We start from the raw sequence: 15,095 nt of genomic DNA on the forward strand, positions 1-15,095 counted from the left end.
CGCAGCCGATGCATGCTGCGGGAGACCTCTTTATCAGAATTTGTCTGTTAGTGAAAGGGACGACGCGGGTAAACAAGAGAAAGTGCTCAACAGCGTGACATTTATGCATTCGGAACTGACGTCCAAACATTTTATCCTGATCTACATAAACTATTACGATCAAGATAAAAAAGGAGGAAATGTATGAAGACGATCATCATCGATCCAGGCCATGGGGGAAGTGACCCAGGTGCAACATATAAAGGTCATGAAGAGAAGACACTGAATCTATCAACTGCGCTGAAAATAAGGGACTTTCTGGAGGAACACTATCAAGTGACGATTCATATGACCCGAAGTGAAAATAAAACGATGTCCCTGAGTGAGAGAACCAATTTCGCAAATGAGACGAATGCGGATTTCTTTCTATCGATCCACCACAATGCTGGCGGGGGCAGCGGTTTTGAAAGTTATACGTACAACGGAAATGTACCTTCGAATACACTTTCATACCAAACTATGATTCACAATGATTACATTTCAGCAATCAAGAAGAAACATACAGTCATTGACAGGGGGAAGAAACGGGCTAACTTCCACGTATTGAGAGAAACAAAAATGCCCGCTTTTCTTGTTGAGATTTTATTTATTGATCATGATAGAGATCTTGCTTTATTGACTAATACAGCCTTCATGAATGATGCTGCCAGATTTCTGGCAGAAGGGGTGGCAAAGGCACTGTCACTTCCAGAAAAAAGCGTAATCCCTGAAGGGCGGTTATTTAAGGTCATCGCAGGTTCTTTCGCAGAGCGAAAGAATGCAGAAGAGCGGATTGCTGAGCTTAAACAAAAATCTTTTCGTGCATTCATTGCAGCCGAGGTCATTTCAGGCAAGACGTATTACAGAGTGCAGGCAGGCGCATTTACTCATAGAGAAAACGCAGACACGCTTGTGGCAAAATTGAAAAGCAAGTATTTCGATGCCTTCATCATTGCAGAAGGTACCGGCATTGAAGCGCCTCCTTCAACAACTGAAGCCCCTCCGGAGAAAGATGTCACCATTTTAGGAGAATCCCTCTTAAAACCACACCAATTGAACGAATTTGTCAGAACGGTCAATCCATCGGCGCCTTTACTGGGGGATTATTATATAAAGTATGGTATGGTCTATGGTATCCGTGGAGACATAGCATATGGACAAGCTATTCATGAAACGAATTATTTCCGATTTACCGGACAAGTCAAACCCGGTCAAAACAATTTTGCGGGTCTTGGAACGACTGGTCCCGGTGTTGACGGGGCTTCCTTCACAACTCCAGAAGAAGGTGTCCTTGCTCACATTCAACACTTATATGCATATGCTTCAAACGAGAAGCTGCCGGATTCCTATCCACTCGTCGATCCGAGGTATTCGCTTGTCAGCAGGGGGAGCGCCCGGTATTGGGCAGGCTTGAATGGGAAATGGGCAGTTCCTGGTACAACTTACGGGCAAAGTATATTGAATGTATACAGCAGAAATCTGGATCATGCACTTGAAGAAATGGAAAGAGAAAAGAAGATCATTCAAGCAAGAATCGATCTGTTGAAATAGATGAAGGCCCTTCCGGGAGTGCGGTAAAGCACTCCCGGAAGGGCCTTTGGTTTCTCGGATCAGGCGTGGAATAATACAAGTTTACCAAGGGGGGAGGTACAGCGGTGTGTATGATCAAGGTATCCCTTTTCTCCGAGTAAGGATTCGCCCGCTTTCTTGGCTTCATTATCTGAGGATGCTTCGAAGGATTCGTCGAGAATTTTCGTGCCGTCTTTTTCAAATACCGTCAACTTATACGTTTTCATCATTTATACCCCTTTGTCTATAAATCTTCACTCTATATTATTTTTCCATAATTTTCGAGAAATTTAAAGTCTTAATGGATAATAAAATGAAAGTTGGAAAATGAAACCTTTTTCTAAGAGAATCGTAGAAGTATAGTAGACAGTAGGAAAAGGGAGAGGAGAAACTTCAAATGAGCTTATCAATTCACCAGGTCACCAAGAAATTTGGCAGCTTCACAGCAGTCGACAAATTGTCACTTACAATTGAACCCGGAGAAATGTTCGGATTCCTCGGAGCAAACGGGGCAGGTAAAACGACTACATTCAGAATGGTATTGGGATTATTGGATCCAACAGCAGGAGAAATAACATGGAATGGCAATATCATCGATTATTCCGCAAGCGGGGAAATCGGGTATTTGCCTGAAGAGCGCGGACTATATCCCAAGATGAAGGTCAAGGATCAGATTGTTTATCTGGCTAGACTTCGCGGGATGGACAAGAAAGACATACTAAAGGAATTATCCATATGGCTGGAACGATTTAATATCCCCCAGTATCTAGATAAAAAAGTGGAAGAGCTCTCGAAAGGAAATCAGCAAAAGATTCAATTCATTTCTTCGGTCATTCATAAACCGAAGCTTTTGATTCTGGATGAGCCATTCAGTGGATTGGATCCTGTAAATGTGGAACTGCTTAAAGATGCAGTCAGAGAACTAAAGAAGAAGGGCACGACCATTGTCTTCTCAAGTCACAGGATGGAGCATGTGGAGGAACTTTGTGAAAGTTTATGCATCATGCACAAGGGACGTCCGGTCGTACACGGGGGATTGAAAGAAATCAAGCGTTCCTTCGGCAAAAAGAATGTTGTGATCAATGCTGATTTTGATTTAACGTATTTACTGGATTTCAATGGTGTCACTAAGTCCAGAGAAACAACAGAAGGCATCCTTCTGCAAGTAGAGTCAGAGAAAGCTGCAGAAGAAGTATTTCATCATGCATCTCAAAAAGGCTTCCTTCGAAAATTTGAATTGGAAGATCCGTCACTGAATGACATTTTTATCGAAAAGGTAGGGACTTCTTATGAATAAATTCATGATTATGCTTGCCCACTCCTATTTCTCGAAACTGAAAGCCAAATCTTTTATCATCTCTACCATTATCATTGCAGGTGCGCTTATTTTATTGACGAATTTTGATACCATCATTTCAAATTTCAAAGGTGACGAAGAAGATAAGGTTGTTGTCCAGGATGAGACCGGCTATCTTTATTCGATGCTTAAAGCACAGGTGACTGTTACAAATGATGAAATTAAGCTGACGGATTCCACCGATTCGATTGAAGAAATTGAAACGAAAATCGAAGAAGGGGAAGTCAAAGGGCTGCTCGTGTTGACTGAGGGAAAAGACGGTCTCCCCGAAGCACAATATAAATCAAGTTCATTGTCTGATTCATCGGTGACGTCCGACTTGCAGCTCGCTCTTCAGAATATTAAATCTTCCCTGGCTGCAAATAAACTCAATCTTTCAAGTGAAGAGCTCGCAACGTTAAGCGGTCCGGTCACATTTGAAAAGACAGCCTTGTCCGAAGGGGCTAAATCGGAAGAAGAATTGAGTCAGGCAAGGGGAATTGTTTACGTTCTATTATTCTTTATTTATTTCTCTGTCATTGCTTATGCAAACATGACGGCGATGGAAGTGGCGACAGAAAAAAGCTCAAGAGTTATGGAAATATTGATTTCAAGTGTATCTCCAGTAAAACAAATGTTTGCGAAGATCATCGGAATCGGTCTTGTGGGATTGACTCAACTAGCCATTATCCTCGGGGTGGGTTATGTCACATTACTCAACCGTAAAGATGAACTTGCAGGTGGTTTTTTTGAATCATTTGGGTTTGAATCTTTATCGGTGAGTGTCATCCTTTATGCAGTTGTATACTTTTTGCTTGGATATTTTCTTTATGCAACGCTTGCGGCACTGCTTGGTTCACTCGTCAGCAGAATCGAAGATGTTCAGCAGATGATTATGCCGATGACCTTCCTGATCATGATCGGATTCTTTATCTCGATGTTCGGGCTTGGAAATCCTGAATCAAGCTTTGTCACAGTCACATCATATATCCCGTTTTTCACTCCGATGGTCATGTTCCTCAGAGTCGGGATGCTGAATCTGCCGGTGTATGAACCGATGATCGGTATAGCACTGCTGCTTGTCACCATCATTCTTCTCGGTGTGTTTGGGGCAAGGGTATACCGCGGAGGTGTTCTGCTTTACGGTAAATCAAACTCTTATAAGGATATTAAAAAAGCGATAAACCTTACGAAAAATAAATGATAACGGGCTGTCTCCTAATCGGGGGGACAGCTTTTTTGATTCATTCCCTTATACTTTTAATGATAACAGCTGAAATGAGTGCAGGTTTTAGGATATAATGAATGTATAGAACGTACATTCGTAACCGAGAGGTGATTTCATGGAGAAGATACGATTCATACATTGTGCCGATTTGCATTTGGACAGTCCGTTTATCGGTTTGAAGCACCTTCCCGCGGACCTATTCGATCGTATCCAGAACAGTACATTTGCTGCATTTGAAAAACTGGTGAAGGAAGCGGTACAGAGAAGGATTGATTTTATGATCATAAGCGGAGATCTGTTTGATGAGGAGGACCGAAGTATAAGGGCACAGGCCAAGCTTTTGAAGCAGTTCAATCTCTTGGATGCAAGTGGGATTCCGGTATATGTCATTCACGGAAACCATGATCATCTGGGTAGTTTCCGGCTGAACCTTGATATGCCGGGAAATGTCCATATTTTTGATGTGAAAACGGAAGTAAAGGAATTGTTGACAAAAAGCGGCGCATTGGTGAAACTGGCAGGCTTCAGCTATGGTACCCGTCATATTCGGGAGCGGAGGATTACCGACTATCCCAGGCACATTGAAGCTGATTATGTCATCGGGCTCCTGCATGGGAGTGAAGGAAGCATTCATTCATCACATGAACATTATGCCCCGTTCACCATCAAGGAGCTGAAAGAGAAAGACTATCATTATTGGGCGCTTGGACATATCCACCAGCGTCAGCTTCTGAATTCCGACCCCCCAATTGTATATCCGGGGAATATTCAAGGCAGGCACAGAAAAGAGACAGGGGAAAAGGGCTGTTATCTTGTAGAACTGCACGAGCGGGATGCAGCTCTTGAATTTATCCCGACCCAGGATATCCTTTGGGAAAGAGTGGAGGTATCACTCTCAGGTATTGAACGGTTCGGCGAAATGTTCCGGAAAATCATGAAAAAGGCAGAGGAGTATGAAGTGAGTAGCGACAGCCTGCTGCAGATCGACCTGAAGGACTATCTGGATTTATCCAGTGAAATATTTCATGCAGTGGAAAACGGCGACCTTCTTCAAGCCCTGCAAGCGGATCTGCTGACCGGTGAATACAGTAAGTGGATTCATTCCATTAAACTAAGCAGGGGCGAACATGTTCAAATAGAAAGGAATGATCCTTTTATAGGGGATGTTATACACGAACTGACTGACATGAGCACGGAAGCAGGGATTGAGGCACTGGCGGAATTATATGAACATCCTTCTCTCTATCGCTATATCGATGTTTTAAAAGAAGAAGAACTTAAGCATTTAATAGAGGAGTCAGTAGAGTTGATCCTATACCCGGCGAAGCGTCAGTAAGAAAAGGGGTGAAAAGATGAGATTAATACAACTTCAAGTATATGGATATGGGAAGTTGATCAACCAGGAATATAATCTTGAGAACTTGCAGCTGGTCTACGGGGAGAATGAGGCTGGAAAATCCACCATCATGTCATTTATACATAGTATATTATTCGGTTTTCCGACCAGGCAGCAAACCCAGCTTCGCTATGAACCGAAACGCTCCTCTGAATATGGAGGGAAAATCGTATGTGAAAGTAATGAATTTGGCAGACTCACCATCGAACGGGTAAAAGGGAAGGCAGCGGGTGACGTTACTGTTCTGTTCGAGGATGGAAGAAAGGGCGGGGAAGAAGTCCTTCATGAACTGGTCGGAAAGATGGATAAAGTCACGTATCAGAATATCTTTTCATTTAATCTGGAAGGTCTGCAGGACATACATAAATTGAAAAAAGAAGAACTGAATCGTTACTTATTCAGTGCTGGTTCCACAGGCACGGATCTTCTCCTTCAAATGGAGCAGCAATGGCAAAAGGAAAGAGAACAGCTATTTAAGAAAACCGGAAGAAAACCTGTAATAAATAGCAAACTCAATGAACTCAAGGCAATGGATAAACTGGTGGCTGAAGCCAGAGAGAAAAATAAAGAGTATGGTCCATTGCTTGAGGAACGTCACTCATTGGAGTCTTCCATCTGTATCCTGACAAATGAAAAGGAATCGCTGGCAGCAGAAAGGGACCGGCTGTACGTGATCGAAGAGCATTGGGATGTTCTTTCTGACTATGCAGCCATATCCAAAAAGCTTTCCACTATGGAATCCCTCGCTTATCCCGCTAAAGGGACAGAGCGCCTAAATGGGTTGAAAGCAGAGTGGAGACAAACTTCATCTTATTTGGAAACATTAATTTCAAAGCAAAAGAAACTGGAAGAAAAGCTTGAATCCGTTCAAATGCATACGCAATTCACTGAGGAGCTCCATCAAGTTGAAACCTTGCTGTCACAACAATCCATTTTCATGAAATGGCTGGATGATCTTGAAGAAATCAGACTTGAAACGAAGATTTCTATAAACAGAGTAAGTGAAACAATCAGAGAATTAAATCTCCAACTATTTGAAAAAGATATACCTTCCATCAATACAAGCTTGTTGATGAGGGAACGAATCGAGAGGAGCCTTCAGGGATTCAGCAGGCTGCAAAATGAAAGTGAAAACCTGAAAAAACAGTATGAAGCCGAGTTGGAAACCATGCATAGGATCGAAAGCAAATGTGATGACCTTGAAGAAATCCTCATGAAAGAGGAAGACTATCAAGCTTTGCAAAAGAAGATGAAACAACAGTCTGTAAAACAAGTATCACTTCAACAGAAAATATGGGTAGAAAACCAAATTGATGAAAGGGAAAAAGAACTGCGTTCAAAGCGTAAATCCTTTTCACAACAAATTCTATACAGCGGAATTGCAGCTCTGATTCTGACTGCTTTCTTGATTTGGGGGTTGCTAAATGATAATTCATTGGGAGCTTTTCTAGCCTTTCTGATCATTTCACTTCTGGCCATTAATGGCTGGAAGACCAGACAACAATTGAATAAAAATACTGAACGAATTCATGATTTAAGAAGAAAAGTCAGTGAAATATCCGGCGGGGTCAGTGAAATGAACGGTGAATACACAGATGTGGATCAAGCGGAGCGGACATTGCGTGAGCAGGTTGACTACCGAAGTGAATGGAAGCAGAGAATCCTTCAACTTGAGGAACAAGAATCCAAATTGAAGGAAATTCAAAAGCACCAGGAAGCAGTCCAAACCAAACTAAACATGGAGATTGACGTCCTCGAGGAGATAAAAGCAGCCTTACGATTGCCGCATGAATTTCCTTTGGAATGGGTGAAAGACGCATTTGAGGAAATCAAGGAACTTGTCCAGACTTATGAAAAATTGAGTCAGTTGAGAAAGGATGAACACGTTCTTCAGAAAAAGGTCGATGATTTCTCAAATCGATGTGAAGAATGGTTTGTCGGGAACTCATTCGTGTTTACAACCATGCAGGAATCTTTCGTTAGAATGAAGGGTATTTTGCATGAAGCGGAGAAAAAGAAACTCATCTTTGAACAAACTCAGTCAGATTTAGAGCCTCTGCTTCTTGAAAGGGAACAAGCGGTTGGCCACCTGCAAAAAGTAAATAGTGAGATCGACTCGTTGATTCAAGAGGCTGGATGCGCGGATGAAGAGGAGTTCCGTAAGCTTGCCCTTAAGGCAGAAGAAAGAGAAGAATTTCTTGCCAGGTATGAGGGAATGAAAACGAGAATAAATCAACATACCCTGTCCTTATTCTCTTCCTTTGAATGTAAGGAAGATGTAACGAAAAGATTGAAGAATAGTGTATTAGGGATAAATGAGCTGATTCAGGAGATCTCCCAGCATCAAAAGGAGCTTGCTTCCGTTGAACATGAAATCAAACGATTGGAGGAAGGCAGCAGCTATTCAAAGCTCCTTCAGGAATTTCAAGACAAGAAGGCGGAACTGCAGGAGTATATCATGAAGTGGTCTAAATATACTCTTGCTCAGGAAAGCCTCCATAAAACAATTTATCATTATCAACAAACCAAAATGCCGAACGTAATAAAACTGGCAGAAGAAGACTTCACGATATTGACTAATGAGGCCTACAAGGCCATTCATCTCACTGAAAATGAAATGGTGGAAGTCGAGAGGAAAGACGGTACACGCTTTCAGGCCATCGAGCTGAGTCAGGGAACGAAGGAGCAGCTGTACATTGCCATCAGATTCGCACTCGTTCAATCCTTCAAAGATATCTACCGTTTACCCATCATAATCGATGATGGGGCGGTTAACTTTGATTCTGCCAGAACAGAGGCATTCGTGGAGCTGTTAAGAAAAATGGGGAAAGAGCATCAAATCCTGTTATTCACCTGTCACCCGCATATAAGAGATTGCTTTGAAGAAAAAGAAACCCTCATATTAAATACAACGGTGCCAGTATAAGCCTTCCACTGCAACTGGCCGTTCACCTGTGGAAGGCGATGGGCTGCTCGGAAACAAACTGCAGGGTTTTAACAAATTACCATAGTCAAAATTCCGTTTGATTGCTACAGACGGAATTTTGACCATTCATCTTTCATGCAGGATCACATGTCAATGAAGCTATCAAAATATGTTATACTATAGAATATTTATAAGAGGACGGAGGATGAATATGACTGGAATCATGACATTTAACGTAGGGGAAACCGCAGATTTATATCTGCTGATTAAACAAATGACAAAAGGGACGACGAACACAGGTAAGCCCTTTTTAACTCTTATCCTGCAGGATAAGAGCGGTGAAATGGAAGCGAAGCTGTGGGATGCTTCCGAACAGGATGAAAAAGCATACCAGCCGGAAACAATCGTGAAAGTGGTAGGGGATGTGCATAGCTATCGAGGAAAGAACCAGCTGAAAATCAAGCAGATCCGTCCGGCATCACCTGCTGATGGACATACGATTTCAGACTTTCTGCAAACTGCCCCTTTGTCGATCGATGAAATGACCAGCAAGATCACCCAATACATCTTTGAAATGAGAAATCCAAACATACAACGAATCACAAGGCATCTGATAAAGAAATACCAAAAGCCATTTCTTGAGTATCCTGCTGCCACAAAGAATCACCATGAATTCGTTTCGGGTCTAGCTTATCACGTAGTATCAATGCTAGATCTTTCGAAAGCAATCGCTAGCTTGTATCCGTCTCTTGACACAGACCTTTTATATGCAGGTGTGATCCTTCACGACTTAGGGAAAGTAATTGAATTATCAGGTCCAACATCAACGACATACACCATCGAAGGAAATCTGATCGGTCATATTTCCATCATGGTCAATGAAATCGGAAAGACAGCAGAGGAACTGGCCATTGAAGGGGAAGAAGTTATGATTCTTCAACACCTGGTATTAAGCCATCACGGCAAAGCTGAGTGGGGAAGTCCAAAGGCCCCTATGATCCGCGAAGCAGAAATCCTGCACTATATTGATAATGTCGATGCGAAGATGAATATGCTCGACCGTGCATTGGAGCGGGTGAAGCCTGGCGAATATACAGAAAGAATCTTCCCGCTCGATAATCGCTCATTCTATAAACCCGTGTTCCATAAGTAATCGATCTATCAGCTGCTCAATGCTTTCATTTAACTCCAAATAATAGGGTATGTTTCCTTATGGAATATCATATAGTGTAAACAAGAGAGGACAAACTATAAGGAGATGAAGTAAGTGACTCTACCTATTTGGATGTATTTCGTTGTGGCAGGAATATTCGCCAGTGCCTTCATGACCATTAAGTCTGCAAAGGAAGAAAAACAGGTGGAAGAAGATTGGATCCAGAAAGAAGGGGAAGTCTACATTACCCGGATGGAAGACGAAAAAGAACGAAGACGTCAATTCTCCTAACTAAAATAAGAATGAAGCCCATAAAAAAGAATCCTGAAGACTGTACAATCTTCAGGATTCTTTTTTTGTTTTCATTACTCTTCAGCAGCAGGTGTTTCTTCGCTCTCAGGAGCTGGCGTCTCCCCTTTTTCAGGAGCAGCAGGCGGATTCAACACTTGCTCAAACGCTTTTTTCAAATCTTCATCCTTAATTTTCAAGTCTGCCTTTTCGATTTCGCGCTTCATGGCTTCTTGAATTTTTTGAGGATCTACTTTGGAAAGCTTTAATTCTTTCTCAAGTTCTTTTTTCATTTCATCAAATGATTTCTTTTCTTTCTTGTCAGTGATTTCAATGATATGGAATCCATATTCTGTTTTGATCGGCTCGCTCACTTTGCCTTTTTCCAACGTATCAAGTGCTTTGGAGAATTCAGGCACAAAGTTTTGACGGCCGGCATAATCTACCCATCCAAGACTTCCCCCGTTTTCAGCTGAACCGGGATCTTTCGAGTATTCTTTTGCGAGTTCTTCAAACTTAGCGCCGTCCGCTAACTTTTGCTTCACTTCTTTAGCCGTTTTCTCGTCATCGACAAGGATATGACGTACTTGGATATCAGGCTTCCACTTCTCGTAATACTCTTTAAGTTCCTTCTCTGTTACTTCCACATCAGAGATCGCAGCTTTTTCCTGAAGCAGCTGCAGCTTTAAGTATTCTTTAAAAGATTTTTCATCAAGATTATATTGTTGGAGGAACATGTCAAATTGTGGCCCTAACTGGTCCTTGGCTTCATTCAGCTTTTCTTTCACTTCTTTGTCGCTTACTTCATATTTATCAGAAAGCACTTTTGTATAAACTAGTTCCTGCAGAGCTTGTTCCATTTGAGGAGTGAACTTCTGTTTCATTGATGAATATAGCTCTTCTTTCGTTACATCCCCGGCTTTTGTAGTTGCCACAACTTCGCTGTTTTCTGCACCGTCACCACTGCAGCCGGCAAGTCCGATCATCCCGGTGGCAAGTGTCACTGATATTATCCACTTTTTCATGCTGAACATCTCCTAATATAAATATTCTAACGGCTTGTCAAATTTCTACAATCCATACTATATCACACTTTTTCCATTAAAAAAAATATTTTCCAAACTTAACTTAATAAAAATGGGCATTTCACACACCCATTTCCCGGGTTCCTTCATATGATAACAACGAATAGAGAAAAGGAGGTAATAAATATGAGCTGTGGATACAATTCCGGATTCGCGTTAATCGTAGTGCTGTTCATCTTATTAATCATCGTTGGTGCCGCGTATATTTGTTAATTAATAAAAATATGACAAATGCCTAAACAAAAGGCGAGTAACTTGAATAAGATAAATTAGCGCTTCAAAGGAGGTGGAAAGTTATGGGTAACGCATACGGCGGAGGTTTCGCGTTAATTGTTGTACTGTTCATCTTGCTGATCATTGTAGGTGCAGCTTGGCTGTAATCTAGCCTCAGGATAGTGTAGATTCACCGGATAAGGATTGTTGATGGGGCGGCTAAGCCCCTATTGGCTATTCTTACTCCGGTGGCTTTCCATAAATGAAAGGAGGAGCACATATGTCTGGTGCTTACGGCGGAGGATTTGCGTTAATCGTTGTGTTATTTATTTTATTAATTATCATCGGTGCAGCATACGTTTGCTAATTAATTTACAATTAAAAAACCAGTCTCGAGTTATTCGAGCTGGTTTTTTAATTGCGGGAATGCTTGCCGCCTCTGAGCGAGCCGCCTTCGCTTTTCTATTATGTATACAATATTTCTACATATGAAGACACCAGAAGAATGGTGATTAGAATGTTGATGGTTCTAAATACCTTGGGCTGGCGTTCTTCAGGTATTTCTTTTTGTAAGCATAGTGCGTTTGTCATTTTGTTTATATAGAATAAAATAAACACTGCAAATATTAAAAACATGGAGATCATTCTAACCCCTCCCCGTTATCTCCTATAAGCTATACGATACCAAAATATGAATCAGATTGGTAGAGCGAGTATTGCCGAAATATTGGTAAAAATCAAGTGTAAGGATGATGGCAGATCATTGCGTTAGAGCACGATCTTTATCATCCTTACTGATAGATGAGGATTTCATATCCGTCTTCATTCTCTTCGATTAATGCCTTCCTGGGCGAATACATCAATTGTTTCGCATAAATAAAATCAATGGCACAGATTCCTGAGTGAAACGCTAATAATATTGCAAAATAATGAGAGTGATGGGGGAACTGAATACACCCGGCCAATAAAATACTGTTAATAAACAGGAACGGTGCTATTAAGGCGAGCATATAAAGATGCTTTGAAATCGGACGATTGACCCTAAGGGAAACGATTGGAAGGATGATGAGCTTCCGATCCCATTTCCATCTCATCTTATTCACATAAGGAAGAATCGGTAACAAATGAATGAGCTTATGCAATGGATATATACTTACAAGTCCTAATACAAATGCCAGTAAATGATTGTCGTAAAACGAACTGGAATACACTAAATTCATTGGTACGTATATTAAAGAGAATACCATCATCATGATGATAGATGAAAGTAAAAAGACTCGATAAAAGCCAAATTGTCTTTCTAAATTGATTGTTTTCCAACAGTGCATAAAAAAATCGCCTCCATAGACGATAGTGTTGTAAATGAGCGCTTTACATACTTTATTACGATTGAAGGAAAAAATCAATACATAATCCGAGATTTTTTTTGGGGTAAATAGAAGAAAGAAAGGATCGTCATGCAAAAGACGATCACAGCAGGCAAAAAGAGAGAATAGTCTTGAAAATACAAATGATTTTGACATTTGAAAGGCGGGGGTGCAGGCTGGCTTGTGAGTTTGTGCACAAAAGGAAGCAAAAGTAAAAAGCGGATAGATTTATTTTTACTCCGCTTTTTAAATATAATACGGTTGTTAATAATTTGTGATAGCTGCATGGCCGGATGACGTAAGTCGAAACTGGCATGACAATGCTGGAAATGAGTTAAGCGAGTTCCTCTTCATTCTCAAATAATTCACTGAGTTTGGAATTATCTTCTGCAAACTCACTGTCGATGTTATTGAATGATTTCTCGAAGATTTCCATGAAATCATTTCCATATATATTCCGGACAACTGACATCATTTCGATCATTTCAGGGAATTTCCCATAAAGTTCCTTTAATGGGGCAACCCCTTGGAAGATTGAATGCGTTTCGGGTTTATAATTTTTCATCAGCTCAAGCAGAATTTTTTCGCCTTTACCCGTTAGTTGGATATATGTGTTCCTTTTGTCGTTATCACGTTTAGAGAACTCGAGTAATTCCCGTTCTTCCAGCTTTTTTGAAAAGTTGAAAGCTGTTGATACATGCATGACGCCGAACTTTGCCACATCTGAAATAGATGCACCCTTTAGATGATAGGCAATCCAAAGGATATGATGTTCGTTGATATTTAAATCATAAGGCTTGATCCATTGCTGCCAGTCTTTTTCGATGGCCTTCCACAACGCTTTACTCAGTTGAGCCATTCGCTGACTGAAGATGATTGCCTCTTTCAATGAATATTCTCTTTCTTCCATCCCTTACACCCACTTTGTTAGAAAATCTTTTCTTTATATACGCATGACCATTATTCTTGCTGGAAACAGCTATCGATTAAAGAAAGCGCTTTTATTTTATTATGCCAATAAAATAAAAATTAATAAAGGATAAATTGACAAAATTTTTCGAAGTATATGTTTTTATTTGATATTAGCGCCATTTACACCGGTGTCAGACGTGTATGGAATGAGAAAGAAGACCCAGTTTGCATTATTTTATTAATAATGCAATAAAGGTCCTCTTTCTTATAAATCAGTTTAATCCTGCTTGTTATTGGTATTGAGTGAACTTTCGAGTTCTTCGATTTTAGATTGGATCATTTGGATTTCCTGCTGGAGTTTCTGGTTGTTTGGTTCGGTTGATGCTTGCCATTGCTTCACTGAAGCCTGGAGATCCTTTGATATTTGCTGGACGGTTTCTTTTCCTTCTTGTGAAAGGGTGGAGATTGATTCTTTCAGTTCTCCCAGGTGCACCTTCATTTCTTCAAATACCTGGCTCCAATCTTCTTTCTTCGTTTTGATTTGGGTTCTCAGTTCTTTTCCGGATGAAGGCGTGGACAGGAGGGAGCCAATGCTGCCGATCACCCCGCCAATGATCAATCCATACGTTAGAGATTTTATCTTCATTTTCATCACCTCGTTATTCTATAATACTTACTTCTACAAAAAACATGTATTTTCCTTTTCCCTATTGAACGGGATTGAAAACAAGTAAGTTCATATCCGGAATTCCTTCAGCATAAAAATAAAGGTAAGAGGCGGAGTGGAGGAGGGGTAAAGATGGACGGGATTATTTTTGGTTTTTTTGCTTTGAGCGGTCTGCTGTTTTTGTGCATGGTATATAATTTTATCAGTATTCAAAGGCCCGGTATGTATCCCCCTAAAAATATGTTGAAGAAAAGAGCGGCGGTATTGGGATCAGGCGGTGTCATCACCTTCTTGATAGGAATCTTGTTTTGGCTCGCGTCCTGAAAGATATAAATGATAAACAAAAAGGACTGTATTGCAGCGGCAATACAGTCCTTAAAATGATTAGGTAAGTTGTTCAGTAGTTATGGCTTCCTTCATGCTGGATCGTTTCAGGATGGAGTGAATGATTGGATACACAACAAACATGGCTCCTGCATTGACAATGGTTGCAGGCAGAACGACTGCTGCAAACAGGGCGAAGAATGCGCCGGGAAGCCCGACAATCAAGTAAGCGGAAAGCAGGAATATACTTCCCGATACGAGGGTACCCACAGCAGTTAGCACTGAAGCTCCCAAGACAGAGCGTGTAATCTTTTGTGTAGCTAAAAACAATCCGTAGAACACGAATGCCGTAATAGGTTTATCAATTAAATTAGGTAAAAAACCGCCCGGAAATTGTGTTGTCAATCCGGAGATGACTCCAGTCAGCACTCCTAGCAGAAGAACATTTTTCTTTGCTGGAAACAGGATAATGCCAAGGAACATCATTGTAAGCATCATATCTGGTTTCATCCCTAAAAAGAAACCGGGAATAACCGTATGAAGGACGGCTCCGATCCCCACTAATAATGATAGGGATACAAGTGTTTTTGTATTCATTTCTCATCTCTCCTCA

General features: G+C 41.0%; 18 protein-coding genes. 11 read left to right on the forward strand and 7 right to left on the reverse strand.

The features are described 5' to 3' along the window. Nucleotides 1–183: 183 nt before the first annotated feature. Nucleotides 184–1,569 (forward strand): N-acetylmuramoyl-L-alanine amidase, encoded by a 1,386-nt coding sequence (locus tag V6B33_RS07230; RefSeq protein ID WP_334217091.1) that lies wholly within the window; start codon nucleotides 184–186, stop codon nucleotides 1,567–1,569. 59 nt (nucleotides 1,570–1,628) lie between these two features. Here the strand turns inward: V6B33_RS07230 and V6B33_RS07235 are convergent, their stop codons facing one another. Continuing rightward, nucleotides 1,629–1,817 (reverse strand): YhzD family protein, encoded by a 189-nt coding sequence (locus V6B33_RS07235; protein WP_442915487.1) that lies wholly within the window; start codon nucleotides 1,815–1,817, stop codon nucleotides 1,629–1,631. Between the two features lie 167 nt (nucleotides 1,818–1,984). Here V6B33_RS07235 and V6B33_RS07240 point away from each other — a divergent pair, with 167 nt between their 5' ends. From V6B33_RS07240 to V6B33_RS07265, 6 genes are all read left to right on the forward strand, one after another. Next, nucleotides 1,985–2,884, forward strand: a complete 900-nt coding sequence (locus tag V6B33_RS07240) for an ABC transporter ATP-binding protein (RefSeq protein WP_334217092.1) — start codon at nucleotides 1,985–1,987, stop codon at nucleotides 2,882–2,884. Beyond that, on the forward strand, nucleotides 2,877–4,127 hold the full coding sequence (locus tag V6B33_RS07245; RefSeq protein WP_334217093.1) for an ABC transporter permease: 1,251 nt from the start codon (nucleotides 2,877–2,879) through the stop codon (nucleotides 4,125–4,127). The genes V6B33_RS07240 and V6B33_RS07245 overlap by 8 nt, the downstream gene beginning before the upstream one ends. Nucleotides 4,128–4,266: 139 nt before the next feature. After that, nucleotides 4,267–5,487 (forward strand): metallophosphoesterase family protein, encoded by a 1,221-nt coding sequence (locus tag V6B33_RS07250; protein ID WP_334217094.1) that lies wholly within the window; start codon nucleotides 4,267–4,269, stop codon nucleotides 5,485–5,487. 16 nt (nucleotides 5,488–5,503) lie between these two features. Next, a complete protein-coding gene (locus tag V6B33_RS07255) occupies nucleotides 5,504–8,473 on the forward strand; it encodes an ATP-binding protein (protein ID WP_334217095.1) in 2,970 nt (989 codons plus the stop codon). 211 nt (nucleotides 8,474–8,684) lie between these two features. Continuing rightward, complete coding sequence (yhaM, locus tag V6B33_RS07260) at nucleotides 8,685–9,626, forward strand: 3'-5' exoribonuclease YhaM (protein ID WP_334217096.1); 942 nt, start codon at nucleotides 8,685–8,687, stop codon at nucleotides 9,624–9,626. 132 nt (nucleotides 9,627–9,758) lie between these two features. Then, a complete protein-coding gene (locus V6B33_RS07265; protein ID WP_172254288.1) occupies nucleotides 9,759–9,917 on the forward strand; it encodes a sporulation YhaL family protein in 159 nt (52 codons plus the stop codon). 74 nt (nucleotides 9,918–9,991) lie between these two features. Here the strand turns inward: V6B33_RS07265 and V6B33_RS07270 are convergent, their stop codons facing one another. After that, on the reverse strand, nucleotides 9,992–10,939 hold the full coding sequence (locus tag V6B33_RS07270) for a peptidylprolyl isomerase (protein WP_334217097.1): 948 nt from the start codon (nucleotides 10,937–10,939) through the stop codon (nucleotides 9,992–9,994). 186 nt (nucleotides 10,940–11,125) lie between these two features. Here V6B33_RS07270 and V6B33_RS07275 point away from each other — a divergent pair, with 186 nt between their 5' ends. The 3 genes from V6B33_RS07275 (at nucleotide 11,126) to V6B33_RS07285 (ending at nucleotide 11,579) form a co-directional block, all read left to right on the forward strand. After that, nucleotides 11,126–11,212, forward strand: coding sequence for a YjcZ family sporulation protein (locus V6B33_RS07275; RefSeq protein WP_044337791.1), 87 nt, complete (start codon nucleotides 11,126–11,128; stop codon nucleotides 11,210–11,212). 83 nt (nucleotides 11,213–11,295) lie between these two features. After that, the gene (locus tag V6B33_RS07280) at nucleotides 11,296–11,379 is read left to right on the forward strand and encodes a YjcZ family sporulation protein (RefSeq protein ID WP_032089274.1); all 84 of its coding nucleotides are present in this window, start codon (nucleotides 11,296–11,298) and stop codon (nucleotides 11,377–11,379) included. A gap of 113 nt (nucleotides 11,380–11,492) precedes the next feature. Beyond that, complete coding sequence (locus tag V6B33_RS07285; protein WP_082051156.1) at nucleotides 11,493–11,579, forward strand: YjcZ family sporulation protein; 87 nt, start codon at nucleotides 11,493–11,495, stop codon at nucleotides 11,577–11,579. A gap of 98 nt (nucleotides 11,580–11,677) precedes the next feature. Here the strand turns inward: V6B33_RS07285 and V6B33_RS07290 are convergent, their stop codons facing one another. From V6B33_RS07290 to V6B33_RS07305, 4 genes are all read right to left on the reverse strand, one after another. Continuing rightward, nucleotides 11,678–11,857, reverse strand: a complete 180-nt coding sequence (locus tag V6B33_RS07290; protein ID WP_246288847.1) for a hypothetical protein — start codon at nucleotides 11,855–11,857, stop codon at nucleotides 11,678–11,680. 146 nt (nucleotides 11,858–12,003) lie between these two features. After that, nucleotides 12,004–12,540 (reverse strand): DUF3267 domain-containing protein, encoded by a 537-nt coding sequence (locus tag V6B33_RS07295; protein ID WP_334217098.1) that lies wholly within the window; start codon nucleotides 12,538–12,540, stop codon nucleotides 12,004–12,006. A gap of 373 nt (nucleotides 12,541–12,913) precedes the next feature. Continuing rightward, on the reverse strand, nucleotides 12,914–13,489 hold the full coding sequence (locus V6B33_RS07300; protein ID WP_334217099.1) for an HTH-type transcriptional regulator Hpr: 576 nt from the start codon (nucleotides 13,487–13,489) through the stop codon (nucleotides 12,914–12,916). Nucleotides 13,490–13,768: 279 nt separating this feature from the next. After that, on the reverse strand, nucleotides 13,769–14,137 hold the full coding sequence (locus V6B33_RS07305) for a YtxH domain-containing protein (protein WP_334217100.1): 369 nt from the start codon (nucleotides 14,135–14,137) through the stop codon (nucleotides 13,769–13,771). A 153-nt stretch (nucleotides 14,138–14,290) separates the two neighbouring features. Here V6B33_RS07305 and V6B33_RS07310 point away from each other — a divergent pair, with 153 nt between their 5' ends. After that, nucleotides 14,291–14,482, forward strand: coding sequence for a hypothetical protein (locus V6B33_RS07310; RefSeq protein WP_334217101.1), 192 nt, complete (start codon nucleotides 14,291–14,293; stop codon nucleotides 14,480–14,482). Nucleotides 14,483–14,542: 60 nt separating this feature from the next. On the opposite strand, the gene V6B33_RS07315 is transcribed toward V6B33_RS07310, so the two are convergent. Beyond that, nucleotides 14,543–15,079: a tryptophan transporter gene (locus V6B33_RS07315; RefSeq protein ID WP_334217102.1), complete on the reverse strand. Its 537-nt coding sequence runs from the start codon at nucleotides 15,077–15,079 to the stop codon at nucleotides 14,543–14,545. Nucleotides 15,080–15,095 lie beyond the last annotated feature (16 nt).

Source organism: Mangrovibacillus sp. Mu-81, from assembly GCF_036867415.1.
Lineage (GTDB): Bacteria > Bacillota > Bacilli > Bacillales > Bacillaceae_B > Rossellomorea.

Excerpts from the sequence above, each read along its gene's own strand:
- V6B33_RS07250 (WP_334217094.1), top strand. The coding sequence starts at position 4,267 with ATGGAGAAGATACGATTCATACATTGTGCCGATTTGCATTTGGACAGT.
- V6B33_RS07270 (WP_334217097.1), bottom strand. The coding sequence starts at position 10,939 with ATGAAAAAGTGGATAATATCAGTGACACTTGCCACCGGGATGATCGGA.
- V6B33_RS07255 (WP_334217095.1), top strand. The coding sequence starts at position 5,504 with ATGAGATTAATACAACTTCAAGTATATGGATATGGGAAGTTGATCAAC.
- V6B33_RS07295 (WP_334217098.1), bottom strand. The coding sequence starts at position 12,540 with ATGCACTGTTGGAAAACAATCAATTTAGAAAGACAATTTGGCTTTTAT.
- V6B33_RS07235 (WP_442915487.1), bottom strand. The coding sequence starts at position 1,817 with ATGATGAAAACGTATAAGTTGACGGTATTTGAAAAAGACGGCACGAAA.
- V6B33_RS07240 (WP_334217092.1), top strand. The coding sequence starts at position 1,985 with ATGAGCTTATCAATTCACCAGGTCACCAAGAAATTTGGCAGCTTCACA.
- V6B33_RS07265 (WP_172254288.1), top strand. The coding sequence starts at position 9,759 with ATGTATTTCGTTGTGGCAGGAATATTCGCCAGTGCCTTCATGACCATT.
- V6B33_RS07245 (WP_334217093.1), top strand. The coding sequence starts at position 2,877 with ATGAATAAATTCATGATTATGCTTGCCCACTCCTATTTCTCGAAACTG.
- V6B33_RS07290 (WP_246288847.1), bottom strand. The coding sequence starts at position 11,857 with ATGATCTCCATGTTTTTAATATTTGCAGTGTTTATTTTATTCTATATA.
- V6B33_RS07305 (WP_334217100.1), bottom strand. The coding sequence starts at position 14,137 with ATGAAGATAAAATCTCTAACGTATGGATTGATCATTGGCGGGGTGATC.
- V6B33_RS07285 (WP_082051156.1), top strand. The coding sequence starts at position 11,493 with ATGTCTGGTGCTTACGGCGGAGGATTTGCGTTAATCGTTGTGTTATTT.
- V6B33_RS07300 (WP_334217099.1), bottom strand. The coding sequence starts at position 13,489 with ATGGAAGAAAGAGAATATTCATTGAAAGAGGCAATCATCTTCAGTCAG.
- V6B33_RS07275 (WP_044337791.1), top strand. The coding sequence starts at position 11,126 with ATGAGCTGTGGATACAATTCCGGATTCGCGTTAATCGTAGTGCTGTTC.
- V6B33_RS07230 (WP_334217091.1), top strand. The coding sequence starts at position 184 with ATGAAGACGATCATCATCGATCCAGGCCATGGGGGAAGTGACCCAGGT.
- yhaM (WP_334217096.1), top strand. The coding sequence starts at position 8,685 with ATGACTGGAATCATGACATTTAACGTAGGGGAAACCGCAGATTTATAT.
- V6B33_RS07315 (WP_334217102.1), bottom strand. The coding sequence starts at position 15,079 with ATGAATACAAAAACACTTGTATCCCTATCATTATTAGTGGGGATCGGA.
- V6B33_RS07310 (WP_334217101.1), top strand. The coding sequence starts at position 14,291 with ATGGACGGGATTATTTTTGGTTTTTTTGCTTTGAGCGGTCTGCTGTTT.
- V6B33_RS07280 (WP_032089274.1), top strand. The coding sequence starts at position 11,296 with ATGGGTAACGCATACGGCGGAGGTTTCGCGTTAATTGTTGTACTGTTC.